The following is a 25,033-nucleotide window of genomic DNA, read 5'->3' on the forward strand; positions in this document are numbered from 1 at the left end:
TTACGCACCACCCCGTCAGTAGCTGAACAGGAGGGACAGCTGATAGAAACAGAAGCCACTGGAGCACCTCAAAAACACCATCATACACTAAATCAGTAAGTTGGCAGCATCACCACAAAATGGGAAGAATAGCCCTGCGCCCAAATAGCAGAATTACCGCCAGCATCACGCTGAGCGGCAGCCATGCTAAATAAACGTCATGACCATTAACAATTGCGCGTGGAGAGAGATAACGGGAGACAGGTACCGCAATCAGACAAAGTGTCAGGGCAATTATAAATATCTTTACATTATTGTACGTTTTTCTATTCATTAAGCTGATGAGTATATTATCCGTCTGAATCATTGACCGGATGGATAATAGGTTTATTAATTGCACGAATCAAGTTCAAGTCTATTTATAGACACGTTTATTGATTTCGATTGAGGTGAGGTATGGGAATACCTTCTTTTTGATAACAAAAACCAGTGGCGGGCGTTACAAACAGATAAAAAAAACCCTCGTCATTTGACGAGGGTTTACAATTTTGGTGGAGCTAAGCGGGATCGAACCGCTGACCTCTTGCATGCCATGCAAGCGCTCTCCCAGCTGAGCTATAGCCCCACATGTGACTTTACTGACCGCACTCTGTTGGGTTCAGAGTTTGGTGGAGCTAAGCGGGATCGAACCGCTGACCTCTTGCATGCCATGCAAGCGCTCTCCCAGCTGAGCTATAGCCCCATCGTAAAGCTGTCATGTTGACGGGCGGCATAATATGAATTCCGCTGCGGAGTGTCAACGGCAAAATCAATGACCGCCGTTCGATCGCCGAAAAATCATGCAAATGAATCACTTTGCGAGCGTGCTCGTAATCAGGAGTTAAGCCTGTCACGTTTTCATGTAAAACGGTGCTATAAAATGAGCCGTTAATTAACCCCACTGATATTCAGGAAATTGCATGATCAAGGAACGAATGACGCCAGAAGAGTTAGCCCTGCTCACTGGCTATAGCCGACAGACCATCAATAAATGGGTACGCAAAGAGGGTTGGATTACGTCACCAAAACCTGGCGTTCAGGGCGGGAAAGCGCGACTGGTACATGTTAACGAAAAAGTCCGCGACTTTATCCGCAGCGCACGTCGGGCAAGCGAAACGTCCGATATGGCAGAAGGTACCAGCCATAACAGTTCGCTTCACACCCTACTCCTGACGCTGGCTGATGAAATGACGCCGGAAGAGCAGAAACAGATGACATCGCTGTTACTGCGGGAAGGGATCACCGGATTGTTGCAACGTTTAGGGATTCGCGATCGGGACTGATATGAAAAAATTACGGAGCAAAATGACCACGGAAGAGCTGGCGGAGAGTTTGGGCGTTGCCAGGCAAACGGTTAATCGCTGGATTCGCCAGCAGGGCTGGAAAACAGAAGGACTCAACGGCGTGAAAGGCGGCCGCGCGAGGCTCATTCATATCGATGCACGCGTGAAGGAACACATTATGAGTCTCCCGGCGATTCGCAACCGTCAGGCGGTATACCATCTCGCGGAGGCCACCTCCGCCTACAATGCCCCCTCTGCAAACCTGTTTCCGGGCATAATTGAGACGCTGGAGAATATGACTGCAGCAGAGCAGAAGCGTCTGGACACCTTCCTGAAGCGCGAAGGCATTCACGCCTTTCTTAAGCGTCTGGGTATTGCAGAAAAAGAAGCATAAAAAAACGGCAGGTTCCCCTGCCGTTTGTTATATCTGAGACGTTATTACTGCTGATTTTCTCGTTCAGCGATAAAGTCCAGAGCCTTGTTAATGCGCGCTACGCTGCGTGATTTGCCGATAGCATGAACCGTTACGTCCAGCGCCGGAGACTGACCCGCACCGGTCACCGCAACGCGCAGTGGCATACCGACTTTACCCATGCCGACTTCCAGCTCGTCCGCCGTCGCCTGAATGGCGTGATGCACATTCTCAGCGGTCCACTCGGTAATGGCAGCCAGCTTGTCACGCACCACTTCCAGCGGCTGACGCGCAACCGGGCGGAGGTGTTTCTTCGCGGCGTCCGCATCAAACGCATCAAACTCTTCATAGAAGTAGCGGCAGCTTTCAGCAATCTCTTTCAGCGTTTTGCAGCGCTCGCCGAGCAGTTTCACCAGATCCGCCAGCTCAGGGCCTGTGCGGGTATCAATATTTGCCTGCTCAATGTGCCACTGCAGATACGTCGCCACATATTCTGGCGGCATGGTATTGATGTAGTGATGGTTCAGCCACAGGAGCTTGTCGGTGTTGAACGCGCTGGCGGATTTGCTGACAGAGCTCAGAGAGAACAGTTCGATCATCTCTTCGCGGCTGAAGATCTCCTGGTCACCGTGAGCCCAGCCCAGACGCACCAGATAGTTCAGCAGCGCTTCTGGCAGATAGCCGTCGTCGCGATACTGCATCACGCTCACCGCACCGTGACGTTTAGACAGCTTTTTCCCGTCGTCGCCGTTGATCATGGAGACGTGCGCATAAACAGGCACAGGGGCGTTCAGCGCCTTAAGGATGTTGATCTGACGTGGCGTGTTGTTGATATGGTCTTCACCGCGCACAACGTGGGTAATTTCCATATCCCAGTCGTCAACCACGACGCAGAAGTTGTAGGTTGGAGAACCATCGGTACGACGGATGATCAGATCGTCGAGCTCCTGGTTGCTGAATTCGATCGGGCCACGGATCTGATCGTCAAAAATCACAGACCCCTCTTGCGGGTTAGCAAAACGCACAACGCAAGGCTCATCTGCAGCATGCTCGCTGTGGTCGTGGCGGCAGCGGCCGTCATAACGCGGCTTTTCACCGTTCGCCATCTGCTCTTCACGCAGCGCATCCAGACGCTCTTTGGAGCAGTAGCACTTATACGCCGTGCCCGCGACCAGCATCTCATCAATGACGGCGTTATAGCGGTCAAAGCGTTTGGTCTGGAAGTAGGGACCTTCGTCCCATTCCAGGTTCAGCCAGTTCATCCCATCCATAATGGCTTCAATTGCTTCTGGCGTGGAGCGCTCAAGATCGGTGTCTTCAATACGCAGCACGAACTCACCTTTGTTGTGGCGTGCGAAAAGCCAGGAATAGAGAGCGGTACGTGCACCACCGACGTGCAGATAGCCTGTCGGGCTCGGCGCGAAGCGAGTTTTGATTTTCATGAAATGGCCTTACGTTATAAAGATGCCGGCAATCGGCAAATCCTGGGGAAAAAACGATGGGCAATATTCTATCACTGTGCGGCGATTCCTCAATGTTGTTCCCTGAATCGGGCCCGAGTTTGCGATTTTTGTTTAGAAATCATGCGCCACTGCCCATTTCGCGATCGTTTTGCTTAATTTTACGACGAACGAATAAAAACTTTAGAAAATGCGTTGACTCATTTTCAACTCTCCCTATAATGCGACTCCACACAGCGGGGGTGATTAGCTCAGTTGGTAGAGCATCTCCTTTACACGGAGGGGGTCGGCGGTTCGAGCCCGTCATCACCCACCATCTACTTCGGTAGACTCGCAGTGTAGATAAGAATTGAGATTGGGCGATTAGCTCAGTTGGTAGAGCATCTCCTTTACACGGAGGGGGTCGGCGGTTCGAGCCCGTCATCGCCCACCATTCTCACCTTATCGCAGCAGTTCCGAAATGGGCGATTAGCTCAGTTGGTAGAGCATCTCCTTTACACGGAGGGGGTCGGCGGTTCGAGCCCGTCATCGCCCACCATTTCGGGTCGTTAGCTCAGTTGGTAGAGCAGTTGACTTTTAATCAATTGGTCGCAGGTTCGAATCCTGCACGACCCACCAATGTAAAAAAGCGCCCTAAAGGCGCTTTTTTGCTATCTGCGATATAAAAAATGTGAACCTGCCGCATTTTCCTCAAGCTAATCCCGTCGGTGCCGATACCTCTGTTTTATAACGCGAGGAAAAAGTATGACGACCATTCAGGCATCAACCCAATCTATTCAAACCAGCAGTGGCGGGAATGGGGCTTCTGGCGGTAACGATATCTCTGCGCAAATCACCCGCATTCTCGACAAAATCCAAAAGCTGACTCAGCAGTTAAACGAGCTGGCGAACAGTCCCGGCAGCACGGAAGATAAGAAAAAGCAGCAGGAACTGATTCAGACCCAGATCAAAGTGCTTCAGGCGCAGCTCGCCGCACTGCAGCGCCAGCAGGCCGAAGAGGCCCAGAAAAAGCAGGATCAAAAATTGGGCAAAGTGGAAGGTGTGAATAGCCCAACAGACAATAATCAGATTGATATCTACATCTAATCTTCTGAAGCGTTAAACAGTGGATCGCGTATGCGGGCCTCAGTCAATCGCTGTGCCTGGATACGCACCACTTCCCAGATAGCCTGCGCCGCCCCCGAGAGTGAACGATTTTTTCGCCGCACCAGCATTAGCTTTCGTTCGACAACGGGCGTCAACCGCTTCACGGCCAGTCGACTTCCCTGAGGCAGGGGAAGCGCCAGGGCGGGCAACACGCTGATGCCGATCCCGGCTTCCACCATGGGAAACAGCGTTGCCGGGTGACCAATCTCCTGCACGATCGCTGCCTTTACCCCCTGATTCATCAGTGCGGAATCAATCAGCGGGCGGCTGCCCGAGGCATAATCTTGTAAAACCAGGTTTGCGCCCTGCAGTGACTGCCACCTGACGTCAGGCAACGCGGCCAGCGGATCGTCGTCACGGCAGAGCAGCAAAAAGGGCTCCGAAAGTACGCTTTCGCACTCCAGATCGCTCACCTGGCCGGGATCGATAACAATACCAAAATCGACATCCCCCTGGCGGATGCTCTCCAGTACCCACTGCTGTGGCCGATCATGCAGCACAAAGTCAATGTCCGGGTAGCGATGGTTCCCCTCGGCAATACACTGCGGGATAAGGTGTGCAGATATCGTCTGGCTGGCCGCGACCCGCACGGTACCCGAAAGCTGCTGCCCCAGCCTCCCCACGTCTCTGAGCGTGCTGTTCAGCTCATCCAGCAGCCGTTCAAGGCGCAGAGCAAGCTGCTGCCCGGCTTCGGTCAACACCACTTCGCGCGTGGTGCGGTCAAGCAACCGGACGCCGGTCTGATTTTCCAGTTCTTTCACGCTGTGGCTGACCGCCGACTGGCTCAGGCCAATCATCTCCCCTGCCCGGCTAAAGCTGCGGGCATTGGCGACGGTAACGAAAATGCGGAGCTGGCGTAAGGAAAAATTCATCTGTTTAATTCATGAATGGATGCAATAAATCAATTTTATTTCTCAAATGGAAAAAAGCACAATAGCGACATCTGTTTTCAGGAGTCATTATGAAACTATTTCGTATTGTTGATCCGTTTACGCTCACCCTGGTCGTTACCGTTTTACTGGCCTCGTTCTTTCCCGCTCGCGGCGGGTTCGTTCCGTTCTTTGAAGGGCTGACGACGGCCGCCATTGCACTGCTGTTTTTTATGCACGGCGCGAAGCTGTCCCGTGAAGCGATTATCGCAGGGGGGAGCCACTGGCGGCTGCATCTCTGGGTAATGTGCAGCACGTTCATTCTCTTCCCGATCCTCGGCGTGCTGTTTGCCTGGTGGGCACCGGTTAACGTCGACCCGGCGCTCTATACCGGTTTTCTGTATCTCTGCATTCTGCCGGCTACCGTGCAATCCGCCATTGCCTTTACCTCTCTGGCGGGAGGGAACGTTGCGGCCGCCGTCTGCTCGGCATCGGCATCCAGCCTGCTGGGGATTTTCGTCTCCCCGCTGCTGGTGGGCCTGCTGATGAACATGCACGGCGCGGAAGGTAACCTTGAGCAGGTCGGCAAAATCTGTTTGCAGCTGCTGCTGCCGTTTGTGCTGGGGCATCTCTCGCGTCCGTGGACGGGCGCATTTGTGGCAAAGCACAAGAAATGGATCTCAAAAACCGACCAGTCGTCGATCCTGCTGGTGGTCTATTCCGCCTTCAGCGAAGCGGTCGTGAACGGGATCTGGCATAAGGTGGGCGCCGGTTCGCTGCTCTTTATCGTGGTGGTCAGCCTCATCCTGCTGGCAATTGTCATTGCAGTAAACGTCTTTGTAGCACGCAAGTGCGGCTTCAACAAAGCGGATGAAATTACGATTGTGTTCTGCGGTTCGAAGAAGAGCCTGGCAAACGGTATCCCGATGGCCAACATTCTGTTCCCGACCTCGGTGATTGGAATGATGGTACTGCCGCTAATGATTTTCCATCAGATCCAGCTGATGGTCTGCGCGGTGCTGGCGCGTCGCTACAAGCGCCAGACGGAAAAACTGGCGCAGGAAGGGACCCGCGCCGCGAAGGCTTAAGGACGTTTCAGGGGCTGCACCAGCTGGGTCAGCCCCTCGGTTTTGATCAGTAACGCAATCGCCATCAGCTCGCCCAGTCGCCCTGCCGGGAATTCATCCTTACGGGCAAACCACAGCAGATACTCCTCCGGCAAATCAATCAGCCTGCGGCCCTTGTATTTACCGAACGGCATCTCCGTATTGGCGATCTCAACGAGCTGCTCTTTCTCCACGTTACTCTCCTAACAGACGCATCATTTCTGCTTCGTCGATAACCTCAATGCCGAGCTCCTGGGCTTTCGCCAGCTTCGAACCGGCGGCCTCCCCGGCAATGACCAGATCAGTTTTCTTCGACACACTGCCCGCCACTTTGGCTCCCAGCGCCACCAGACGTGCCTTTGCATCATCGCGGGATAGCTGGCTCAGGCTGCCGGTCAGCACTACCGTTTTACCAGCGAACGGGCTGTCGATCTCTTCGGCGTTGACGACGACCGGCGCAGGCCATTTGATGCCCTCTGCCAGCAGTTGGCCGATGACCTCGCGGTTGCTCTCTTCAGCAAAGAAGTTAAAGACGTGCGTGGCGACGACGATGCCGACATCCGGAACTTTCTGTAGCTCCTCGATGCTTGCCTTTTCCAGCGCCTCCAGCGTACCAAAGTACGCCGCCAGCCCTGCTGCCGTCGCTTCACCCACTTCACGAATGCCGAGCGCATAAAGGAAACGGGCGAAGGAGGTCTCTTTAGCCGCTTCCAAGGCGTTAACCACGTTCTGGGCTGATTTTGGCCCCATGCGATCCAGACCGGTTAGTTTACCTGCGGTCAGCCTGAAGAGATCCGCTGGTGTGTGGACGTACTCTTTCTCAACCAGCTGGTCGATAATCTTGTCGCCCATGCCGTCGACGTCCATTGCGCGACGGGAGACGAAGTGCTTTAGCGACTCTTTACGCTGCGCGCCACAGATTAAGCCGCCCGTACAGCGCGCCACCGCTTCACCTTCTACGCGCTCAACGTCCGAGCCGCACACCGGGCAATGGGTCGGGAAGACAACCTCGCGCGTATCGTCAGGACGTTCTGACTCAACGACGTTAACCACCTGCGGGATCACATCACCCGCGCGGCGGATCACCACTTTGTCACCGATCCGCAGGCCCAGGCGTTCGATCTCATCGGCGTTATGCAGCGTAGCGTTACTCACCAGCACGCCCGCCACCTGCACGGGCTCCAGACGAGCGACCGGGGTAATGGCCCCCGTACGTCCCACCTGGAACTCCACGTCGCGGACGAAGGTCATCTGCTCCTGGGCCGGGAACTTAAACGCCACCGCCCAGCGCGGCGCGCGCGCCACAAAGCCCAGCTGCTCCTGAAGCGCCAGCGAGTTCACCTTGATGACCACGCCATCAATATCAAAGCCGAGCGTCGGACGGTCCGCTTCCACCTTGTGGTAGAACGCCAGCACCGCTTCCGGCGAGTCGCAGAGCTGAACGCGGTTGCTCACCGGCAGGCCCCACGCCTTAAACTGCAGCAGACGCCCGAGATGGGTATCCGGCAGCTCGCCGCCCTCCAGAATACCGACGCCGTAGCAGAAGAACGTAAGCGGTCGCTTCGCGGTGATGCGCGGATCAAGCTGGCGCAGCGAGCCCGCCGCCGCGTTACGCGGGTTAGCAAACACCTTACCACCGGTGCGACGTGCCTCTTCGTTAATTTTCTCGAAGCCCGCCTGGGGCAGAAACACCTCGCCGCGCACTTCCAGACGTGCAGGAATATTGTCACCCTGCAGCTTCAGCGGGATCGCGCGAATGGTACGCACGTTGGTAGTGATGTCTTCGCCCGTCGTACCGTCGCCACGCGTCGCGGCACGCACCAGCACGCCGTTTTCATAGAGAAGACTGACCGCCAGGCCATCCAGCTTCAGTTCGCAGCACCAGGTGAGAGCGTCGCTGCTTTTCAGGCGATCCTGCACGCGCTTGTTAAACGCGAGAAAGCTCTCTTCATCGAAGACGTTATCCAGCGACAGCATCGGTACTTCATGACGCACCTGGCTGAAAGCGCCCAGCGGCTCAGCGCCGACGCGCTGGGTGGGGGAATCCGGTGTAATGAGTTCAGGATGCTGCGCTTCTAATTCGCGCAGCTCGCGCATCAGGCGATCATACTCCGCATCCGGGACTTCCGGCGCGTCCATAACATGATAGAGATATTCATGATGGCGAAGCGTGGTTCGCAGTTCAGTGAGTTGTTGTTCGATTGAGTCCATATCACACCATCAATGAGAAAAAACCCCCGACATGCGGGGGTTGAGGAGGAGTTGAAGATAACGCGTCGGTTACGCGTTGGCTTCCTTAACTTCGCGGATGCGGTCCTGATACTCACGCAGCTTCTGCGGGGTCATCATGCGACGCTGATCGTCGAGCACCACACCACCCACTTCGTCAGCGATGTGCTGAGCGGATTGCAGCATCAGCTTAAAGTTCTGCAGCTCGTCGCCGTAGGACGGCACCTGCATAAAGATAGTGACACCCGGCGTCACGAAATCGCCCGTCATTTCTGGGTCGAATGTGCCAGGGTTAACCATATTGGCCAGGCTAAATAGCGCCGGGCCGCTACCGTCCGGGCTCAGGTGACGATGGAAGATATTCATATCACCAAACTTGAAGCCGGCCTGTTGAATACTGTTCAGCAGTACGTCACCGTTCAGATGGCTGCCGTGATGGGCGGCCACGTTCATGATGATCACCGCTTCTTTACGCTGCGGTTTTTCAACAACCGGCTCTGGCTCTACAACGGGCTCAGGCTCAACGTGCGGGGCCGGAGCGGGCTGCGGCGCAGGTTGAACATGAACAGGCTGCTGCGGTTGATGTACCGGTTGCGCAGGCTGCTGTTGCACAGGCTGCTGCACGGGTTGTTGTTGAACCGGCTGTGGCGCCGCAGGCTGCTGATAGACAGGCTGTTGCGGCGGCTGGCGCACCGGTTCTTCCACAGGCTGTGGCGCTGGCTGGCGCGGCTGTGCAGAAGCATACGGCGGTTGATACTGGTGCTGCGAAGGACGAGGTGCTTCATGCTCCCCATGGCCTACGCCGGGCGCAGTATTGACCCGATGAACACGAACTTCACCCACGCCGTCATCGTCGCTTCCATCGATGTCATCTTCACTGTCATCGTCGTCACGACTGGACTTCATGCGCTTCAGTGGGCGATCGCGAAACATCGAGGAACGCTCTTTACGGCTGGTCCAGAAACCATGTACCAGTAAAGCGATTATGGCGATCGCGCCAACAATGATTAATATCAGACGCAAATCCTGCATCATTATATTCTCTGTTGTTCTAACACCTTGCCACCACGGCAAACATTTACTCACTAAGAGTATTTGCCGTTTACGTCAAGTGCAAGTGTGTGCAGAGCATTCACAGCATAAAGATAAAGGAAATCGTGCTTTTTGCTGGTTTTTCGAACATTTCCGAACTGGTCATTGGTCCGTAAGTGGATAATATAGGCGGGCAATTCCACTGGTTGTGTAAAAAGGAGTACAGCCTGGCTATGGTTTCAACATCTTCTTCTCCCCCGCGCAGCGGCGTCTGGTATTTTTCTCAGGGCTGGAAACTGGTCTCTCTGCCGGGTATTCGACGCTTCGTCATTCTGCCGCTGTTGATCAACATTATTCTGATGGGCGGCGCGTTCTGGTGGCTGTTCACAAAACTGGAAAGCTGGATCCCATCGCTGATGAGCTACGTGCCGGACTGGCTGCAGTGGCTTAACTACCTGCTCTGGCCGGTGGCGGTGATCTCCGTTTTGCTGGTATTTGGCTACTTCTTCTCGACGATTGCCAACTGGATAGCCGCGCCGTTTAACGGTTTGCTGGCGGAACAGCTGGAAGCGCGCCTTACCGGCGCAACACCGCCGGACACGGGCATCCTGGGGATCATGAAAGACCTCCCTCGCATTATGAAGCGTGAATGGCAGAAGTTTGCCTGGTACCTGCCCCGCGCGGTTGTGCTGCTTATCCTCTATTTTGTGCCCGGCATTGGCCAGACGGTGGCACCGGTGCTGTGGTTCCTGTTCAGCGCCTGGATGCTGGCTATCCAGTACTGCGACTATCCGTTCGATAACCACAAGGTGCCGTTTAAAGAGATGCGCACCGCCCTGCGCAGCCAGAAGATCGCCAATATGCAGTTTGGCGCGCTGACCAGCCTGTTCACTATGATTCCGTTCCTGAATCTGTTCATCATGCCGGTTGCCGTTTGCGGCGCGACCGCCATGTGGGTCGACTGCTACCGTGCTAAGCACGCGTTATGGAAATAATGCAAAAATGTGTAAAGCAGGGGTGGCTTATGCCGCCCCTTATTCCATACTGATCCCCATTATTTCCTTGCAGTATATAGATATGCGAATTCCTTACTTCCCCCTACCTGCTTAGCAGGTATGCTGGGTCGGTATCCCAATTTCATACAGTTAAGGACAGGCCATGAGTAAGATTTATGAAGACAACTCGCTGACTATCGGTCATACGCCCCTGGTTCGACTGAACCGTATCGGTAATGGACGCATCCTGGCGAAGGTCGAATCACGTAACCCGAGCTTCAGCGTAAAATGCCGTATCGGTGCAAACATGATTTGGGATGCTGAAAAACGTGGCGTACTGAAGCCGGGCGTTGAGCTGGTGGAACCGACCAGCGGCAATACCGGGATCGCTCTGGCCTATGTTGCTGCCGCGCGCGGCTACAAGCTGACGCTGACCATGCCTGAAACCATGAGCATCGAGCGTCGTAAGCTGCTTAAAGCGCTGGGCGCGAACCTGGTGCTGACCGAAGGCGCGAAGGGCATGAAGGGTGCCATTCAGAAAGCCGAAGAGATTGTGGCCAGCGATCCGGCGAAATACCTGCTGCTGCAGCAGTTCAGCAACCCGGCTAACCCGGAAATTCACGAGAAGACTACCGGCCCGGAAATCTGGGAAGATACCGACGGCCAGGTTGACGTCTTTATCTCCGGCGTAGGTACCGGCGGCACGCTGACCGGCGTGTCACGCTATATTAAAGGCACCAAAGGTAAAAAAGAGCTGATCACCGTTGCCGTTGAGCCGACTGATTCACCGGTTATCACCCAGGCCCTGGCGGGGGAAGAGCTCAAACCCGGCCCGCACAAAATTCAGGGGATTGGCGCAGGCTTCATTCCGGGCAACCTGGATCTGAAGCTGATTGATAAAGTAGTCACTATCACGAACGAAGAAGCCATCTCTACCGCGCGTCGCCTGATGGATGAAGAAGGCATTCTGGCAGGTATCTCTTCCGGTGCGGCCGTTGCGGCAGCGCTTAAACTTCAGGAAGATGAGGCCTTTACCAATAAGAATATTGTGGTTATCCTTCCTTCCTCGGGTGAGCGTTACTTGAGCACCGCACTGTTTGCCGATCTGTTCACTGAAAAAGAGCTGCAACAGTAGTGCCACTATGTTAATAACGCGTAAAAAAGCACCTTTTCAGGTGCTTTTTTGTGGCCTGCTTCAAACTTTTGCCCCTCCTGGCATTGCTTCACCCCGTTGGGTCTGGTATTTAAACCAGCAATTATTTTGATGCGTGAAATTAATCAGCGAACGAAATAGCCTTGCTGAATCGATTTTATGATTTGGTTCAAGTCTTGCTTTCGCTGCATAATGTTTAATGACGATCGAAACGTCAGCGCTAACAATACAGGCTAAAGTTCAGTCGCCAGGCTAGACTTTAGTTCCACAACACTAAACCTATAAGTTGGGGAAATACAATGTTCCAGCAAGAAGTTACCATTACCGCTCCGAACGGTCTGCACACCCGCCCTGCTGCTCAGTTTGTTAAAGAAGCGAAAGGCTTCACTTCTGAAATCACTGTGACTTCCAACGGCAAAAGCGCCAGCGCAAAAAGCCTGTTCAAACTGCAGACTCTGGGCCTGACTCAGGGCACCGTAGTCACCATCTCTGCGGAAGGTGAAGACGAGCAGAAAGCAGTTGAGCATCTGGTAAAACTGATGGCTGAGCTCGAGTAAGTTTCCGGGTTCTTTTAAATATCAGTCACAAGTAAGGTAGGGTTATGATTTCAGGCATTTTAGCATCCCCGGGTATCGCTTTCGGCAAAGCACTGCTGCTGAAAGAAGACGAGATCGTCATCGACCGGAAAAAAATTTCTGCCGACAAGGTTGATCAGGAAGTTGAACGTTTTCTGAGCGGTCGTGCCAAGGCATCTGCGCAACTGGAAGCAATCAAAACTAAAGCTGGCGAAACTTTCGGTGAAGAAAAAGAAGCCATCTTCGAAGGGCACATCATGCTGCTCGAAGATGAGGAGCTGGAGCAGGAAATCATAGCCCTGATTAAAGATAAAGGCATGACGGCCGACGCGGCTGCGCATGAAGTTATCGAAGGTCAGGCAACTGCCCTGGAAGAACTGGATGATGAATACCTGAAAGAGCGTGCGGCTGACGTACGTGACATCGGTAAGCGCCTGCTGCGCAACATCCTGGGTCTGGCCATTATCGACCTGAGCGCGATTCAGGATGAAGTGATCCTGGTTGCCGCTGACCTCACCCCATCTGAAACCGCACAGTTGAACCTGAAAAAGGTCCTCGGTTTCATCACCGATGCGGGCGGCCGTACCTCCCACACCTCTATCATGGCGCGTTCTCTGGAACTGCCTGCCATCGTGGGTACCGGTAGCGTCACCTCTCAGGTGAAAAACGGCGATTATCTGATTCTGGATGCCGTAAACAATCTGGTTTACGTCAACCCAACTAACGAAGAGATCGAAAAACTGCGCGCGGTTCAGGAGCAGGTTGCGACTGAAAAAGCGGAACTCGCTAAGCTGAAAGACCTGCCAGCCATCACTCTGGACGGCCATCAGGTAGAAGTGTGCGCAAACATCGGTACCGTCCGCGACGTTGATGGCGCTGAGCGCAACGGTGCGGAAGGCGTTGGTCTCTATCGTACAGAATTCCTGTTCATGGACCGCGACGCGCTGCCAACGGAAGAAGAGCAGTTTGCTGCGTATAAAGCCGTTGCTGAAGCCTGTGGCTCTCAGGCGGTTATCGTCCGTACCATGGACATCGGTGGCGACAAAGAGCTGCCGTACATGAACTTCCCGAAAGAAGAGAACCCGTTCCTGGGCTGGCGTGCCGTGCGTATTGCGATGGATCGTAAAGAGATCCTGCGTGACCAGGTTCGCGCAATCCTGCGTGCCTCTGCGTTCGGTAAGCTGCGCATCATGTTCCCAATGATCATCTCTGTTGAAGAAGTGCGTGCACTGAAGAAAGAGATCGAAATCTACAAGCAGGAACTGCGCGACGAAGGTAAAGCATTTGACGAGTCAATCGAGATCGGCGTGATGGTGGAAACACCTGCGGCGGCGACCATTGCGCGTCATTTAGCCAAAGAAGTTGATTTCTTTAGTATCGGCACCAATGATTTAACGCAGTACACCCTGGCAGTTGACCGTGGTAATGATATGATTTCACATCTCTACCAGCCAATGTCACCGTCCGTACTGAACTTGATCAAGCAAGTTATTGATGCTTCTCATGCAGAAGGTAAATGGACTGGCATGTGTGGTGAGCTTGCAGGCGACGAACGTGCTACACTTCTGTTGCTGGGTATGGGTCTGGACGAATTCTCTATGAGCGCCATTTCCATCCCGCGCATTAAGAAGATTATCCGTAACACGAACTTCGAAGATGCGAAGGTGTTAGCAGAGCAGGCTCTTGCTCAACCGACAACGGACGAGTTAATGACGCTGGTTAACAAGTTCATTGAAGAAAAAACAATCTGCTAATCCACGAGATGCGGCCCAAATTACTGCTTAGGAGAAGATCATGGGTTTGTTCGATAAACTGAAATCTCTGGTTTCTGATGATAAGAAAGACTCCGGAACTATTGAGATTGTTGCTCCGCTCTCCGGCGAGATCGTCAACATCGAAGACGTGCCGGATGTAGTGTTTGCTGAGAAAATCGTTGGTGATGGCATTGCTATCAAACCAACTGGCAACAAAATGGTTGCTCCAGTTGACGGCACCATCGGTAAAATTTTTGAAACCAACCATGCGTTCTCTATCGAATCTGATAGCGGTATCGAACTGTTCGTTCACTTCGGTATCGACACCGTTGAACTGAAAGGCGAAGGCTTCAAACGTATCGCGGAAGAAGGCCAGCGTGTTAAAGTTGGCGACCCGGTGATTGAATTCGATCTGCCACTGCTGGAAGAAAAAGCCAAGTCTACCCTGACGCCGGTTGTTATCTCCAACATGGACGAAATCAAAGAACTGATCAAACTGTCTGGCAGCGTCACCGTGGGTGAAACCCCGGTTATCCGCATCAAGAAGTAATTCTTGCCGCACAGTAAAATGGCGCCTTCGGGCGCCATTTTTGTTTATGCCGGGAGGATAAGCTCGTCGTAGCCTTTCGACTGGGTATACAGCATCACGTCAGTCACCCGATCGCCGGCCATGCGAATGGCATCGGCAACGGTTTTCCCCTCAACAATGCCGCTCACCAGCTCTGAACAGAACAGGTCGCCCGTCCCTTTCAGATCGGTTTCTACGCGCGGATGCGCGCTGACGGTGACGCCCTCGCTTGAGACCAGCACCACGTGGATGTTTTGCGGATCGTCGGCAACCGGCGCACTGGTGATCGCCACCCATTTCAGGCTGTCTGAGAGCAGTCCCTGTGCCGCCGCGATGGCGCTTTCCGGCGTGCGGCACGGCTTGCCGCTTAACACTTCCAGCTCGTAGACATTGGGCGTGATCCCCTGCGCCAGCGGCAGCAGGTGCTCCCGATACGCTTCGGGGATCTCAGGCTTCACGTACATCCCGCTGTCGATATCGCCGATAACCGGATCGACCAGCACCAGCAGGTCAGGATGCTGCGCTTTGACCGCCTTCAACCACTGCGCCAGCAGGACAATCTGGCTGGCACTGCCCATATAGCCGGTGGTGACCGCCCTAAGCTCGCGCAGGATCTCTCGCTCTTCCAGCGCCTTCAGGTAGCCGCTGAACCACTCGTCGGGGATCACGCCGCCGTAGAAGGTGTCATAGTGTGGCGTGTTGCTGAACAGTACCGTCGGCACGGCGGTAACGTTCAGCCTGTGGGTACGAATATTCGGTACCGCAATGCTGTTCCCCACGCTGCCGTACACCACCTGAGACTGCACCGCGACAATATCGGTTTGCTGCGCCCGGGTATTATCCCGGAATAGAATCATCTCCATGACGCTTAAATCCCCGCCCCCTGCGAATAACTCTCTTCACCAAAGACGCCAGTAGACAGATAGCGATCGCCGCGATCGCAAATAATCGCCACCACTACTGCACCCGGGTTTGCCTGCGCCACCCGAATCGCACCCGCTACCGCGCCGCCCGAGCTGACGCCGCAGAAGATACCTTCGCGCACGGCCAGCTCACGCATGGTATTTTCCGCCTCGCGCTGGTGAAGATCCAGCACCTGGTCCACAAGCTGTGCATTAAAAATGCCGGGCATATACTCCGCTGGCCAGCGGCGAATGCCCGGAATGCTGCTCCCCTCTTCCGGCTGCAGGCCAACGACGGTGACGGCTTTATCCTGCTCGCGCAGAAAACGGGATACGCCGGTAATGGTTCCCGTGGTGCCCATGCTGGAGACAAAATGGGTGATGCGCCCGTCGGTTTGCTGCCAGATTTCCGGGCCGGTGGTGGTGTAGTGCGCGTACGGGTTGTCCGGGTTATTAAACTGATCGAGCAGTTTACCTTCACCGCGCTCGGCCATTTCTAACGCCAGGTCGCGCGCGCCTTCCATCCCCTGCTCTTTGGTCACCAGAATCAGCTCGGCTCCGTAGGCACGCATCGCGGCGCGGCGCTCCTGGCTCATGTTATCCGGCATCAGCAGCTTCATGCGGTAGCCTTTCAGCGCCGCAATCATGGCCAGGGCGATACCGGTGTTGCCGCTGGTGGCTTCAATCAGCACGTCGCCCGGCTTGATTTCACCACGCTTTTCGGCCTGGACGATCATCGACAGCGCGGCACGGTCTTTCACCGACCCCGCCGGGTTATTACCTTCGAGTTTGACCCAGATTTCGCTGCCGTTGTCTGGCCCCATGCGCTGAAGCTTGACCAGAGGCGTGTTGCCGATGGTATGTTCGAGTGTATTCACGATTTTTACTCAATAAAAAAGCCGGGTTGCGCGCAGCGATCCCGGCCTACAAGACACAGTTTTAGCTGTATGCCCGGTCAGCGCAGCGCCACCGGGCGATAAACATCCTAATAACCTATCAGGCTGACTCCGCCAGAGCAATATCCTCGCGCGTCTCGATGCGTTCCTTGCCGTGATAAATACGGGCATGCTGCAGACCGACAAACAGGCGTTCTCCCCGATGCGGCGGGACGTCGTCGCGCATGACCACGGTCAGCGGCTCGGTATACCAGCCCAGCGGCTGTACCACCAGTTGGGTGTAGTGACCTTTAGGGCTCGCTTCCAGCACCTGTACCGGCAGCGGTGAGTCCAGGCTGGTTCGACGACTGACGTCCACTTCCCACGGACGCAGGAACAGATCGACCGGGCCCTGGTGCGCGGAGGTATAGCCCATCGGCCAGCGGTGCGCGCCGACGTGGAACTGCCCACCGCGAATGGTGCCCTGCAGGCGGTTCACCTCGCCCATAAACTCCAGCACGAAGCGGGTCGCCGGTTCACGCCAGAGCTGCTCCGGCTCGTCAACCTGCTCAATGTTGCCCTGGCTCATCACCACCACGCGATCCGCAACTTCCATCGCCTCTTCCTGGTCGTGGGTCACGAAGACGCTGGTGAATTTCAGCTCTTCATGCAGCTGACGCAGCCAGCGGCGCAGCTCTTTACGCACCTGTGCATCCAGCGCGCCGAAGGGTTCGTCCAGCAGCAGAATTTGCGGCTCAACGGCCAGCGCGCGCGCCAGCGCCACGCGCTGTTTCTGCCCGCCGGACAGCTGGGCCGGGAAACGGTCCGCCAGATGCGTCAGCTGCACCATCTCCAGCAGTTTGGTCACTTTCGCCTTAATGGTTGCCGCATCCGGACGCTCACGACGCGGCAGCACGGTCAGGCCAAACGCAATGTTGTCGAACACGGTCATGTGGCGGAACAGCGCGTAATGCTGAAACACAAAGCCCACCTTACGATCGCGGGCGTGCAGGCGGCTCACGTCAGTGCCGTGGAAGCGGATGTGCCCGCTGGTCTGGTGCTCAAGCCCGGCGATAATACGCAGCAGCGTGGTTTTGCCCGAGCCAGACGGCCCCAGCAGCGCCACCATTTGTCCGGAAGGGATATCCAGCGAGATATCATTCAGCACCTGGGTGCGACCAAAAGACTTCTTAATATTGGCAATCTCAATGCTCATGATTTCCCTCCTGATGCTGACGTTTTTCCTGATTTTCTAAACGCCACTGCACCACACTCTTCAAAAACAGGGTCAAAATCGCCATCAGCGTCAGCAACGCTGCGGCAGTAAAGGCGCCGATGGTGTTGTAGTCCTGCTGCAGGAGTTCAATCTGCAGCGGCAGCGACAGGGTTTCACCCCGAATGGAGCCAGAGACGACGGAAACGGCACCGAATTCACCAATCGCGCGGGCATTGGTCAGCACCACGCCATAAAGCAGCGCCCAGCGGATGTTCGGCAGGGTCACGCGGCGGAACATTTGCCAGCCTGAAGCCCCCAGCAGCACCGCCGCTTCGTCTTCGTTGCTCCCCTGGCTTAACATCACCGGCACCAGCTCGCGCACCACAAACGGACAGGTCACGAAGATGGTGACCAGCACCATACCCGGCCAGGCGAACATGATCTGCAGGTTATGCGCATCCAGCCAGCCGCCCAGCGGTCCGTTGGAGCCGTAAAAGAGCAGATACACCAGGCCCGCCACCACCGGCGACACGGCAAACGGAATATCCAGCAGGGTCAGCAGCAGCTGACGTCCCGGGAAATTAAAGCGCGTCACCAGCCACGCCAGCAGGGTACCGAACACCAGGTTCACCGGAACGGTGATCAGGGCAATCAGCACGGTCAGCCAGATGGCGTGCAGCATATCCTGGTTCGCCAGGTTTTCCAGCGCGGGCATCAGGCCCTTGCTGAACGCCTGAACGAAGATATAAATCGTCGGCACGACGAGAATGAGGGCGGAAACCAGCACGCCCGCCCCAATCAGAAACCATTTACCCCAGTTGATGCGGGGCGCATCGTATCGCTTCAATTGCGTAACTTCCGCCATCAGTGACCTACCACACGTCGACCAAAGCGACTTTGCAGAGTGTTAATCGAGTACAGCAGCAGCAGCGATGCCGCGAGGATCACCGAAGCGATCGCGCTCGCCGCCGGATAATCAAACTCCTGCAGGCGAATGAAAATCATCAGCGAGGTCACTTCCGTTTTCCAGGCGATGTTCCCGGCGATAAAAATCACCGCACCGAACTCGCCGAGGCTGCGGGTAAACGACAGCGCGATGCCCGCCATCAGCGCCGGAGACAGCTCCGGCAGCACCACTTTGCGGAAACTCTGCCAGCGCGTGGCGCCCAGCGTTTCCGCCGCTTCTTCGTATTCCGGACCTAACTCTTCCAGCACCGGCTGCACGGTACGCACCACAAACGGGATGCTGGTAAAGGCCATCGCCACCGCGATACCAAGCCAGGTATAGGTCACCTTGATGTCAAATTTCGCCAGCCACTCGCCGTACAGCCCGTTCACGGAGAAGAGCGACGCGAGGGTTAAGCCCGCGACCGCCGTCGGCAGCGCAAACGGCAGATCCATCAGGGCGTCAAGCAGCGTGCGGCCCGGGAAGCGATAGCGGGTCAAAATCCACGCCATCAGCAGGCCGAACACGCCGTTAAAAATGGAGGCGACAAACGCCGACAGCAGCGTCACCTTATAGGCCGCCACCACCTGCGGGTTGGTGATCACGTCCCAGTACTGCGCCCAGCTCATCTGCGCAAGCTGCATCACCAGCGCGCTGAGCGGCAACAGCAGAATCAGGCAGACGAACAGCAGGCTGGTTCCGAGGCTTAGGGTAAAGCCCGGCAGCACGCGTTTGGTCGAGACTGCAAACATTACTTATGCCCCGCCGCCAGCAGTTTGTCTAACTCACCGCCGCTGGCAAAATGCGTTTTCATCACGTCTGGCCAGGAGCCGAAATGGTCTTCCACGCGGAACAGCGCGGTCTGCGGGAACTTATCTTTCAGCTTGTTCATCACGTCCGGATTGTTTACGCGGTAGTAGTAATCGGTAATGATGGTCTGCGCCTGAGGGCTGTACAGGTAGTTGAGATAGGCTTTTGCCGCTTTCTCGGTACCGTTCGCCTGCACGTTTTTATCCACCCATGCGACCGGGAACTCGGCCAGAATGTTGGTTTTCGGGATAACCACCTCAAAGCCCTGCGCTTCATACTGCTTGCGGATGTTGTTCACTTCCGATTCAAAGCTGATCAGCACATCGCCCAGGCCGCGCTCTGCGAAGGTCGTGGTCGCCCCGCGGCCGCCGGTATCAAACACTTCGACGTTTTTCAGGAACTGGGTCATGAACTGCTCGGTTTTGGCTTTATCGTTGCCGTCAGCCTTGTCCGCCGCGCCCCACGCCGCTAAATAGGTGTAACGCGCGTTACCGGAGGTTTTTGGGTTCGGGAAAATCAGCTTCACGTCGGAACGCACCAGGTCGCTCCAGTCGTGGATATTCTTCGGATTGCCCTTGCGCACCAGGAAGCCCATGGTGGAGTAGAACGGCGAGCTGTTGTTCGGCAGACGGCTCTGCCAGTCCGCCGGGATGAGCTTGCCTTTGTCATGCAGGATCTGCACGTCAGTCACCTGGTTGTAGGTCACCACATCCGCTTTCAGCCCCTGAAGGATGGCCAGCGCCTGCTTGGACGAACCGGCGTGAGACTGCTTGATGGTCAGCTTGTCGCCGTTATTGTCTTTCGCCCACTGCTGTTCGAACGGGGGGTTAAGGGCGGCAAACAGCTCGCGGGAGACGTCATACGAACTGTTCAACAGTTCAGTCGCCTGCGCCTGTGCCACCAGCAGTAAACCTGCCAGCGCCAGAGTTCCTTTTTTCAGTACAGTAACGGCCATTGCGCACCCTTATAAATGTGATGACTATCTTATAGTCATAATATTTATAACGGTGATGAAAGGAGTAACGGTTTTATATACCGTTTGGTGATTTAGAAGCAGAAAAGGGAATAAGGAGCGGGGAAAATTGCCGGGTGGCGCTAACGCTTACCCGGCCTACGTATGGAAAGCGGTTTTACAGCGCCAGCAGACGCTCGACGGACGGCGCGAAGTAGTAGCCGCCGGTCACCGGTTTGGTGAAGCGCAGCATGGCGTCGCGCTTGCCGTCGGTATCGCCGAACATGCTCAGCAGCTGCTGTTCAATGTTATGCAGGCGCGCGCAGTAGGCGCAGAAGTAGAGGCCGTGCGTACCGCTTGCGGTACCGTACGGCAGACTCTGGCGGACAATCTTCAGCCCTTTGCCGTCTTCTTTGAGGTCAACGCGGCTCAGGTGCGAGGTGACCGGACGGTCATCGCCGTCGATCTCTTCGTTAGCTTCTTTGGTGCGGCCAATCATCATCTCCTGGTCATGCACGCTCATGCGGTTAAGCTGCTTGAGGTTATGCTCCCAGCGCTGCACGAACACGTAGCTTCCGCCCGCGTCCACGCCGTCTTTGATTACCGCGACTTCACGACGCGTCTCTTCACCCACCGGGTTTTCGGTTCCGTCGACAAAGCCGCTCAGATCGCGCTCTTCGACCCAGCGGAAACCGTGAACCTCTTCCTGCACCTCGATGCTGTCGCCAAAGGCCGCCACCGCCGCCTGCGCAACCGAGAAGTTCACGTCGTGACGCAGAGAAAGGATATGGATCAGCACGTCGTACTGGGTCGCAGGTGCAAGGCCTTTGCCGTAAGGAATGAAGTCCTTCAGCTCTTCTGCCCCTTCACCGCCGCTCAGCTGACGCCAGACGTTATTACCAAATGCAACAACGGCGCCGAGGTGGGCTTCCGGGAATTTGGCCTGGAAGGTCGCCAGTTTATCAATAAATGCTTTACTGGCCGCACGCAGGGCATCCACGTCCCCTTTGACATTGGCTTCAATCCAAATCGCCGCGCGGCAATGTTCTGGCAAAATGCCACTCTGAACCTGAGACATCGCTCCTCCTGAAATAAAGATGCCACGTCAGCGTGGCATTGATGGCGGCTATTATACCCGGATTTCAGCGAGGCGGTTTGTTCAGACGCAAATTACTGCTTCCAGAGTATTTTGCTCACCTTCCAGCTCTTCAGGGTGTCGTCAGACGGCATCAACCCTTCCGGGCCGCTCCAGGTGCCGGTAAAAACATAGCTGATGTGCTGGCTGCCTTCCGCCTTACACTCCACCGCCACCTCATCGTCGGATGGCACGCTGGTGCAGTTGCCAAAGGCCTGCTTATAAAGCTCGCTAAACGGCGTTCCGACCTTCACGCCGCTGGCGGTCGGAATATCTTCATCCATCACCGCGATCCGGTTTACCGTGCCTTTGTCACCGTTGATCACCAGCGCCAGCTTGTCGCCCTTCAGCGCCTCGTAATAGCGAACAATATTGCCATTCTCTGTTTTCATGCCGCTGCGCAGGCGGTAGTCACTGCTGAGCGCATCCTGAATAGCATTCTGATCCAGCGCCGTCGCGGCGGTAATTTTACCCACGCCCTGCTCGGTCACTTCCGTTGATGAGCCAAACCAGTTCCACGGATACGCAGCGGACCAGTTAATGGAGGAGAGCGTCGAACAGCCGGTCAATGCCAGCGGAAGAGCGCATAAGAGTAAACGCAGCGATTTCATTGAAACGTCCTTACGTGTTAAATCAACGCTTGTTGGAGTGCGACATCGGCAAAAAGTGCCGGATTAATCATCCTGAGGCACAAAACAGGCGCGAAGGCGCGGGTTGGTCACTAGCCACATTAGCGCCACGATATCGGCAACCACCAGCGCAACGCCGATGCCCGTCAGCGGTTCACCGTACCACCAGAGTACCGGCTGCCAGAAGAGCAGCGCAATCTGGGCAAGGATCAGCAGCCCGCGAAGCGCGCGCCACAAGCGCGGGATTACGTGCCGCCGACCGCTGCACAAGAAAGCCACCACCGCCGGTACGCCCGGCAGCAAGCCGAGCCAGAAGGCATCGTGATCGGGATAGAAGAGCGTCAGCAACGTGTCGCCCTGCCCGCGCGACGCGGCGGCCATCACAAACAGCACCCAGGTGCGGGCCTGAAGCAGCAGAACGCACCAGAATAAAAAGGGCAGCCTGACGCGACCCTGCGCGTCATAATCTGCCGGATGGATCTCAGTACTCTTCATCTTCGATGAGACGCTTTCCTAAATTCAGCACGTCAGCGTGTACGTAGCCCAGGCGTTCATACATGCCCAGCACCACGTCGTTATCTTCCCGCACCATGATCTGGATTTTCGGACAGCCGCGGGCAATCAGCTTCTTCTCGAGCCGGTTGAGCAGCGCATTGGCAATACCGCGACCACGGTATTCCGGATGGACGCCCAGATAATAGGCCGAGCCGCGATGGCCGTCATAACCGCCCATCACCGTCCCCACAACCTCGCCATTGACTTCCGCAACCAGAAACAGACTGACGTCGTGATTCACCTTACGTTCGATATCCATTTCCGGATCGTTCCACGGACGCAGCAGATCGCAGCGCTCCCAAAGGGTGATCACCTCTTCGAAATCTTCCTGGCGAAAAACGCGTATCTCCATGGTATTAACCGCCTTTTCGGGTTTAAAAACAGTGATTATGGCGCGAACCACGCCTTTAGCCAATAACCGGGGAAAATCTCGCCAAAATTTGGCATAATGTCACTTTGTCACGTATTGAAATGAAAAGTAAAACAATTCTCAATAAGGACTGTCGTAACGCTAAACGCGATACGATATAACACCAGGACCCCTTTTTTTAGTATTCAGGCCGCATGAGCACATTCAAACCATTAAAAGCACTCACATCGCGTCGTCAGGTTCTCAAAGCGGGGCTGGCGGCCTTAACGTTAACGGGCATCGCAAAGCAGGCTCAGGCAAAAGACGAGAGCACGCTTAAAACCAGTAACGGACACAGCAAACCGAAAACCAAAAAGCCGGGCGCAAAGCGCCTGGTGATGCTCGACCCGGGCCACGGCGGTATTGATACCGGCGCCATCGGCAAAAACGGGTCGAAAGAAAAACACGTCGTGCTGGCGATTGCAAAAAATGTGCGGGCGATTTTACGCAGCAACGGCATTGACGCGCGTCTGACGCGCTCTGGCGACACCTTTATTCCGCTGTACGATCGCGTAGAGATCGCCCACCAGCACGGGGCGGATCTGTTTATGTCGATTCACGCGGACGGCTTTACCAACCCGTCTGCCGCCGGTGCCTCGGTGTTTGCGCTGTCCAACCGCGGCGCCAGTAGCGCCATGGCAAAATACCTCTCCGACCGCGAAAACCGGGCGGATGAAGTCGCCGGGAAAAAAGCCACCGACAAAGACCACCTGCTACAGCAGGTGCTGTTCGACCTCGTGCAGACGGATACGATCAAAAACAGCCTGACGCTCGGCTCGCACATCCTGAAGAAGATTAAGCCAGTGCATCGCCTGCACAGCAGGAGCACCGAACAGGCGGCGTTTGTGGTGTTGAAATCACCGTCTATCCCGTCCGTCCTGGTGGAAACGTCGTTCATTACCAACCCGGAAGAGGAGCGACTCCTCGGCACCACGGCGTTTCGTCAGAAGATCGCCAACGCCATCGCCTCCGGCATTATCAGTTACTTCAACTGGTTTGATAACCAAAAAGCGCACTCCAGGAAACGTTGATGAAACCCAATGCTCAACTGGTCAAAACCTTCCTGCTGCAGCTGCAGGACGAAATTTGCCAGAAACTGGCCGCCGCTGACGGCGGAGAATTTCAGGAAGACAACTGGCAGCGCGAAGCCGGCGGCGGCGGGCGTAGCCGCGTGCTGCGTAACGGCGGCATCTTCGAACAAGCGGGCGTGAATTTTTCCCACGTTCATGGCGACGCGATGCCCGCGTCTGCAACGGCACATCGTCCCGAGCTTGCGGGCCGCAGCTTCGAAGCGATGGGCGTTTCGCTGGTGGTGCATCCGCACAATCCGTTTGTGCCGACCAGCCATGCCAACGTGCGCTTTTTCATTGCGGAAAAAGCGGGGGCCGATCCGGTCTGGTGGTTTGGCGGCGGTTTCGACATGACGCCCTACTACGGCTTCGAAGAGGATGCCGTGCACTGGCACAGCACCGCGCGGGATCTTTGCCTGCCGTTTGGCGAAGACATTTACCCGAAATTTAAAAAGTGGTGCGATGACTACTTTTACCTGAAGCACCGCGACGAGCAGCGCGGCATCGGCGGGCTGTTCTTTGACGATCTCAACACGCCTGATTTTGATACCGCATTTAGCTTTATGCGCGCGGTGGGCGAAGGCTATACCGACGCGTACCTGCCCATCGTCGAACGCCGTAAAGACACCAACTATGGCGTGCGCGAGCGCGAGTTCCAGCTCTACCGTCGCGGGCGCTACGTGGAGTTCAACCTGGTATGGGATCGCGGGACGCTGTTTGGCCTGCAGACCGGCGGGCGCACGGAGTCGATTCTGATGTCGATGCCGCCGCTGGTGCGCTGGGAGTACTGCTACGAGCCAAAAGAAGGCAGCCCGGAGGCTGCCTTGAGTGAGTTCCTTAAAGTACGCGACTGGGTTTAACTGCCTGATGGCGCTGCGCTTATCCGGCCTGCTCAACCCGTAGGTCGGGTAAGCGAACGCGCCACCCGACTCAC

Annotated in this window: 27 protein-coding genes, 6 tRNA genes and 1 pseudogene; 15 read left to right on the top strand and 19 right to left on the bottom strand. The window is 55.7% G+C overall.

Annotation, left to right across the window (positions count from 1 at the left end; translation table 11 throughout):
• The 4 genes and pseudogenes from FHC48_RS23785 to FHC48_RS07545 all read right to left on the bottom strand — a co-directional run.
• Nucleotides 1-59: IS1 family transposase (locus FHC48_RS23785; protein WP_097491765.1), on the bottom strand; the 59-nt coding region annotated here is incomplete at its 3' end.
• A gap of 56 nt (nucleotides 60-115) precedes the next feature.
• A pseudogene (locus FHC48_RS23460) lies at nucleotides 116-313 on the bottom strand (hypothetical protein); the annotation flags it as partial.
• A 215-nt stretch (nucleotides 314-528) separates the two neighbouring features.
• Nucleotides 529-604: transfer RNA gene (locus FHC48_RS07540), tRNA-Ala, on the bottom strand.
• A 41-nt stretch (nucleotides 605-645) separates the two neighbouring features.
• Nucleotides 646-721: transfer RNA gene (locus tag FHC48_RS07545), tRNA-Ala, on the bottom strand.
• Between the two features lie 217 nt (nucleotides 722-938).
• Between FHC48_RS07545 and FHC48_RS07550 the strand changes: the two genes are divergently transcribed.
• Together FHC48_RS07550 and FHC48_RS07555 are read left to right on the top strand one after the other, a co-directional pair.
• The gene (locus FHC48_RS07550) at nucleotides 939-1,301 is read left to right on the top strand and encodes a YfeC-like transcriptional regulator (RefSeq protein ID WP_008501593.1); all 363 of its coding nucleotides are present in this window, start codon (nucleotides 939-941) and stop codon (nucleotides 1,299-1,301) included.
• A 1-nt stretch (nucleotide 1,302) separates the two neighbouring features.
• Nucleotides 1,303-1,695: a YfeC-like transcriptional regulator gene (locus FHC48_RS07555; protein ID WP_059362700.1), complete on the top strand. Its 393-nt coding sequence runs from the start codon at nucleotides 1,303-1,305 to the stop codon at nucleotides 1,693-1,695.
• A gap of 44 nt (nucleotides 1,696-1,739) precedes the next feature.
• On the opposite strand, the gene gltX is transcribed toward FHC48_RS07555, so the two are convergent.
• A complete protein-coding gene (gltX, locus tag FHC48_RS07560) occupies nucleotides 1,740-3,155 on the bottom strand; it encodes a glutamate--tRNA ligase (protein WP_023294239.1) in 1,416 nt (471 codons plus the stop codon).
• Between the two features lie 258 nt (nucleotides 3,156-3,413).
• On the opposite strand from gltX, the gene FHC48_RS07565 reads away from it, so the two are divergent.
• From FHC48_RS07565 to FHC48_RS07585, 5 genes are all read left to right on the top strand, one after another.
• Nucleotides 3,414-3,489: transfer RNA gene (locus FHC48_RS07565), tRNA-Val, on the top strand.
• A 41-nt stretch (nucleotides 3,490-3,530) separates the two neighbouring features.
• Nucleotides 3,531-3,606: transfer RNA gene (locus FHC48_RS07570), tRNA-Val, on the top strand.
• A gap of 29 nt (nucleotides 3,607-3,635) precedes the next feature.
• Nucleotides 3,636-3,711 (top strand) — tRNA-Val (locus tag FHC48_RS07575).
• 4 nt (nucleotides 3,712-3,715) lie between these two features.
• Nucleotides 3,716-3,791 (top strand) — tRNA-Lys (locus FHC48_RS07580).
• 126 nt (nucleotides 3,792-3,917) lie between these two features.
• A complete protein-coding gene (locus tag FHC48_RS07585) occupies nucleotides 3,918-4,259 on the top strand; it encodes a FlxA-like family protein (RefSeq protein WP_023294240.1) in 342 nt (113 codons plus the stop codon).
• Here the strand turns inward: FHC48_RS07585 and FHC48_RS07590 are convergent.
• Entirely contained in the window at nucleotides 4,256-5,191 is a 936-nt protein-coding gene (locus FHC48_RS07590; protein ID WP_039024776.1) for a LysR family transcriptional regulator, read from the bottom strand. The two genes, FHC48_RS07585 and FHC48_RS07590, sit on opposite strands and share 4 nt — an antisense overlap.
• An 89-nt stretch (nucleotides 5,192-5,280) precedes the next feature.
• Here FHC48_RS07590 and FHC48_RS07595 point away from each other — a divergent pair, with 89 nt between their 5' ends.
• Complete coding sequence (locus FHC48_RS07595; protein ID WP_008501598.1) at nucleotides 5,281-6,276, top strand: bile acid:sodium symporter family protein; 996 nt, start codon at nucleotides 5,281-5,283, stop codon at nucleotides 6,274-6,276.
• Here FHC48_RS07595 and FHC48_RS07600 read toward each other — a convergent pair.
• The 3 genes from FHC48_RS07600 to zipA form a co-directional block, all read right to left on the bottom strand.
• Nucleotides 6,273-6,488 carry a DUF3820 family protein gene (locus FHC48_RS07600; protein WP_008501599.1) on the bottom strand — a complete coding sequence of 72 codons (216 nt, stop codon included), beginning with the start codon at nucleotides 6,486-6,488 and terminating at the stop codon, nucleotides 6,273-6,275. The two genes, FHC48_RS07595 and FHC48_RS07600, sit on opposite strands and share 4 nt — an antisense overlap.
• Nucleotide 6,489: 1 nt before the next feature.
• Nucleotides 6,490-8,505, bottom strand: a complete 2,016-nt coding sequence (gene ligA, locus FHC48_RS07605) for an NAD-dependent DNA ligase LigA (RefSeq protein WP_059362703.1) — start codon at nucleotides 8,503-8,505, stop codon at nucleotides 6,490-6,492.
• Between the two features lie 69 nt (nucleotides 8,506-8,574).
• On the bottom strand, nucleotides 8,575-9,558 hold the full coding sequence (gene zipA, locus FHC48_RS07610) for a cell division protein ZipA (RefSeq protein WP_021241791.1): 984 nt from the start codon (nucleotides 9,556-9,558) through the stop codon (nucleotides 8,575-8,577).
• A gap of 230 nt (nucleotides 9,559-9,788) precedes the next feature.
• On the opposite strand from zipA, the gene cysZ reads away from it, so the two are divergent.
• From cysZ to crr, 5 genes are all read left to right on the top strand, one after another.
• The gene (gene cysZ / locus FHC48_RS07615) at nucleotides 9,789-10,550 is read left to right on the top strand and encodes a sulfate transporter CysZ (protein ID WP_008501602.1); all 762 of its coding nucleotides are present in this window, start codon (nucleotides 9,789-9,791) and stop codon (nucleotides 10,548-10,550) included.
• Nucleotides 10,551-10,713: 163 nt separating this feature from the next.
• Entirely contained in the window at nucleotides 10,714-11,685 is a 972-nt protein-coding gene (cysK, locus tag FHC48_RS07620; protein WP_008501603.1) for a cysteine synthase A, read from the top strand.
• A 317-nt stretch (nucleotides 11,686-12,002) separates the two neighbouring features.
• Nucleotides 12,003-12,260 carry a phosphocarrier protein Hpr gene (gene ptsH / locus FHC48_RS07625; RefSeq protein ID WP_000487600.1) on the top strand — a complete coding sequence of 86 codons (258 nt, stop codon included), beginning with the start codon at nucleotides 12,003-12,005 and terminating at the stop codon, nucleotides 12,258-12,260.
• 44 nt (nucleotides 12,261-12,304) lie between these two features.
• Nucleotides 12,305-14,032, top strand: a complete 1,728-nt coding sequence (ptsI, locus tag FHC48_RS07630) for a phosphoenolpyruvate-protein phosphotransferase PtsI (protein ID WP_008501604.1) — start codon at nucleotides 12,305-12,307, stop codon at nucleotides 14,030-14,032.
• A gap of 40 nt (nucleotides 14,033-14,072) precedes the next feature.
• Nucleotides 14,073-14,582 carry a PTS glucose transporter subunit IIA gene (gene crr / locus FHC48_RS07635; RefSeq protein WP_003861316.1) on the top strand — a complete coding sequence of 170 codons (510 nt, stop codon included), beginning with the start codon at nucleotides 14,073-14,075 and terminating at the stop codon, nucleotides 14,580-14,582.
• A 44-nt stretch (nucleotides 14,583-14,626) separates the two neighbouring features.
• Here crr and pdxK read toward each other — a convergent pair whose 3' ends face one another.
• The 10 genes from pdxK to FHC48_RS07685 all read right to left on the bottom strand — a co-directional run bounded on the left by pdxK (nucleotide 14,627) and on the right by FHC48_RS07685 (nucleotide 22,972).
• Complete coding sequence (gene pdxK / locus FHC48_RS07640; RefSeq protein ID WP_059362706.1) at nucleotides 14,627-15,463, bottom strand: pyridoxine/pyridoxal/pyridoxamine kinase; 837 nt, start codon at nucleotides 15,461-15,463, stop codon at nucleotides 14,627-14,629.
• Nucleotides 15,464-15,468: 5 nt separating this feature from the next.
• Nucleotides 15,469-16,380 (bottom strand): cysteine synthase CysM, encoded by a 912-nt coding sequence (gene cysM, locus FHC48_RS07645; RefSeq protein ID WP_059362709.1) that lies wholly within the window; start codon nucleotides 16,378-16,380, stop codon nucleotides 15,469-15,471.
• A gap of 118 nt (nucleotides 16,381-16,498) precedes the next feature.
• Nucleotides 16,499-17,593 (bottom strand): sulfate/thiosulfate ABC transporter ATP-binding protein CysA, encoded by a 1,095-nt coding sequence (gene cysA, locus FHC48_RS07650; RefSeq protein ID WP_059362712.1) that lies wholly within the window; start codon nucleotides 17,591-17,593, stop codon nucleotides 16,499-16,501.
• On the bottom strand, nucleotides 17,583-18,458 hold the full coding sequence (gene cysW / locus FHC48_RS07655) for a sulfate/thiosulfate ABC transporter permease CysW (RefSeq protein WP_059362715.1): 876 nt from the start codon (nucleotides 18,456-18,458) through the stop codon (nucleotides 17,583-17,585). Before cysW ends, cysA begins: the two co-directional genes overlap by 11 nt.
• Complete coding sequence (gene cysT / locus FHC48_RS07660) at nucleotides 18,458-19,291, bottom strand: sulfate/thiosulfate ABC transporter permease CysT (protein ID WP_045351592.1); 834 nt, start codon at nucleotides 19,289-19,291, stop codon at nucleotides 18,458-18,460. The genes cysW and cysT overlap by 1 nt, the downstream gene beginning before the upstream one ends.
• Entirely contained in the window at nucleotides 19,291-20,304 is a 1,014-nt protein-coding gene (locus FHC48_RS07665; protein WP_023344640.1) for a sulfate ABC transporter substrate-binding protein, read from the bottom strand. Before FHC48_RS07665 ends, cysT begins: the two co-directional genes overlap by 1 nt.
• A gap of 175 nt (nucleotides 20,305-20,479) precedes the next feature.
• On the bottom strand, nucleotides 20,480-21,379 hold the full coding sequence (locus FHC48_RS07670; RefSeq protein WP_059362718.1) for a Dyp-type peroxidase: 900 nt from the start codon (nucleotides 21,377-21,379) through the stop codon (nucleotides 20,480-20,482).
• A gap of 92 nt (nucleotides 21,380-21,471) precedes the next feature.
• A complete protein-coding gene (locus FHC48_RS07675; protein WP_059362721.1) occupies nucleotides 21,472-22,047 on the bottom strand; it encodes an RpoE-regulated lipoprotein in 576 nt (191 codons plus the stop codon).
• Nucleotides 22,048-22,110: 63 nt separating this feature from the next.
• Nucleotides 22,111-22,560, bottom strand: coding sequence for a DUF2919 domain-containing protein (locus tag FHC48_RS07680; protein WP_044597834.1), 450 nt, complete (start codon nucleotides 22,558-22,560; stop codon nucleotides 22,111-22,113).
• Complete coding sequence (locus FHC48_RS07685; protein WP_008501614.1) at nucleotides 22,547-22,972, bottom strand: GNAT family acetyltransferase; 426 nt, start codon at nucleotides 22,970-22,972, stop codon at nucleotides 22,547-22,549. The genes FHC48_RS07680 and FHC48_RS07685 overlap by 14 nt, the downstream gene beginning before the upstream one ends.
• 212 nt (nucleotides 22,973-23,184) lie before the next feature.
• Between FHC48_RS07685 and amiA the strand changes: the two genes are divergently transcribed.
• Complete coding sequence (gene amiA, locus FHC48_RS07690) at nucleotides 23,185-24,060, top strand: N-acetylmuramoyl-L-alanine amidase AmiA (RefSeq protein WP_008501615.1); 876 nt, start codon at nucleotides 23,185-23,187, stop codon at nucleotides 24,058-24,060.
• A complete protein-coding gene (gene hemF, locus FHC48_RS07695; RefSeq protein WP_045418306.1) occupies nucleotides 24,060-24,959 on the top strand; it encodes an oxygen-dependent coproporphyrinogen oxidase in 900 nt (299 codons plus the stop codon). Before amiA ends, hemF begins: the two co-directional genes overlap by 1 nt.
• Nucleotides 24,960-25,033: the final 74 nt, after the last annotated feature.

This window comes from Enterobacter sp. EC_50 (genome assembly GCF_019584525.1).
Taxonomy (GTDB): domain Bacteria; phylum Pseudomonadota; class Gammaproteobacteria; order Enterobacterales; family Enterobacteriaceae; genus Enterobacter; species Enterobacter roggenkampii.

Coding starts and splice junctions, on each gene's coding strand:
- FHC48_RS07550 (WP_008501593.1), top strand. CDS start 939: ATGATCAAGGAACGAATGACGCCAGAAGAGTTAGCCCTGCTCACTGGC.
- FHC48_RS07555 (WP_059362700.1), top strand. CDS start 1,303: ATGAAAAAATTACGGAGCAAAATGACCACGGAAGAGCTGGCGGAGAGT.
- gltX (WP_023294239.1), bottom strand. CDS start 3,155: ATGAAAATCAAAACTCGCTTCGCGCCGAGCCCGACAGGCTATCTGCAC.
- FHC48_RS07585 (WP_023294240.1), top strand. CDS start 3,918: ATGACGACCATTCAGGCATCAACCCAATCTATTCAAACCAGCAGTGGC.
- FHC48_RS07590 (WP_039024776.1), bottom strand. CDS start 5,191: ATGAATTTTTCCTTACGCCAGCTCCGCATTTTCGTTACCGTCGCCAAT.
- FHC48_RS07595 (WP_008501598.1), top strand. CDS start 5,281: ATGAAACTATTTCGTATTGTTGATCCGTTTACGCTCACCCTGGTCGTT.
- ligA (WP_059362703.1), bottom strand. CDS start 8,505: ATGGACTCAATCGAACAACAACTCACTGAACTGCGAACCACGCTTCGC.
- zipA (WP_021241791.1), bottom strand. CDS start 9,558: ATGATGCAGGATTTGCGTCTGATATTAATCATTGTTGGCGCGATCGCC.
- cysZ (WP_008501602.1), top strand. CDS start 9,789: ATGGTTTCAACATCTTCTTCTCCCCCGCGCAGCGGCGTCTGGTATTTT.
- cysK (WP_008501603.1), top strand. CDS start 10,714: ATGAGTAAGATTTATGAAGACAACTCGCTGACTATCGGTCATACGCCC.
- ptsH (WP_000487600.1), top strand. CDS start 12,003: ATGTTCCAGCAAGAAGTTACCATTACCGCTCCGAACGGTCTGCACACC.
- ptsI (WP_008501604.1), top strand. CDS start 12,305: ATGATTTCAGGCATTTTAGCATCCCCGGGTATCGCTTTCGGCAAAGCA.
- crr (WP_003861316.1), top strand. CDS start 14,073: ATGGGTTTGTTCGATAAACTGAAATCTCTGGTTTCTGATGATAAGAAA.
- pdxK (WP_059362706.1), bottom strand. CDS start 15,463: ATGGAGATGATTCTATTCCGGGATAATACCCGGGCGCAGCAAACCGAT.
- cysA (WP_059362712.1), bottom strand. CDS start 17,593: ATGAGCATTGAGATTGCCAATATTAAGAAGTCTTTTGGTCGCACCCAG.
- cysW (WP_059362715.1), bottom strand. CDS start 18,458: ATGGCGGAAGTTACGCAATTGAAGCGATACGATGCGCCCCGCATCAAC.
- cysT (WP_045351592.1), bottom strand. CDS start 19,291: ATGTTTGCAGTCTCGACCAAACGCGTGCTGCCGGGCTTTACCCTAAGC.
- FHC48_RS07665 (WP_023344640.1), bottom strand. CDS start 20,304: ATGGCCGTTACTGTACTGAAAAAAGGAACTCTGGCGCTGGCAGGTTTA.
- FHC48_RS07670 (WP_059362718.1), bottom strand. CDS start 21,379: ATGTCTCAGGTTCAGAGTGGCATTTTGCCAGAACATTGCCGCGCGGCG.
- FHC48_RS07675 (WP_059362721.1), bottom strand. CDS start 22,047: ATGAAATCGCTGCGTTTACTCTTATGCGCTCTTCCGCTGGCATTGACC.
- FHC48_RS07680 (WP_044597834.1), bottom strand. CDS start 22,560: ATGAAGAGTACTGAGATCCATCCGGCAGATTATGACGCGCAGGGTCGC.
- FHC48_RS07685 (WP_008501614.1), bottom strand. CDS start 22,972: ATGGAGATACGCGTTTTTCGCCAGGAAGATTTCGAAGAGGTGATCACC.
- amiA (WP_008501615.1), top strand. CDS start 23,185: ATGAGCACATTCAAACCATTAAAAGCACTCACATCGCGTCGTCAGGTT.
- hemF (WP_045418306.1), top strand. CDS start 24,060: ATGAAACCCAATGCTCAACTGGTCAAAACCTTCCTGCTGCAGCTGCAG.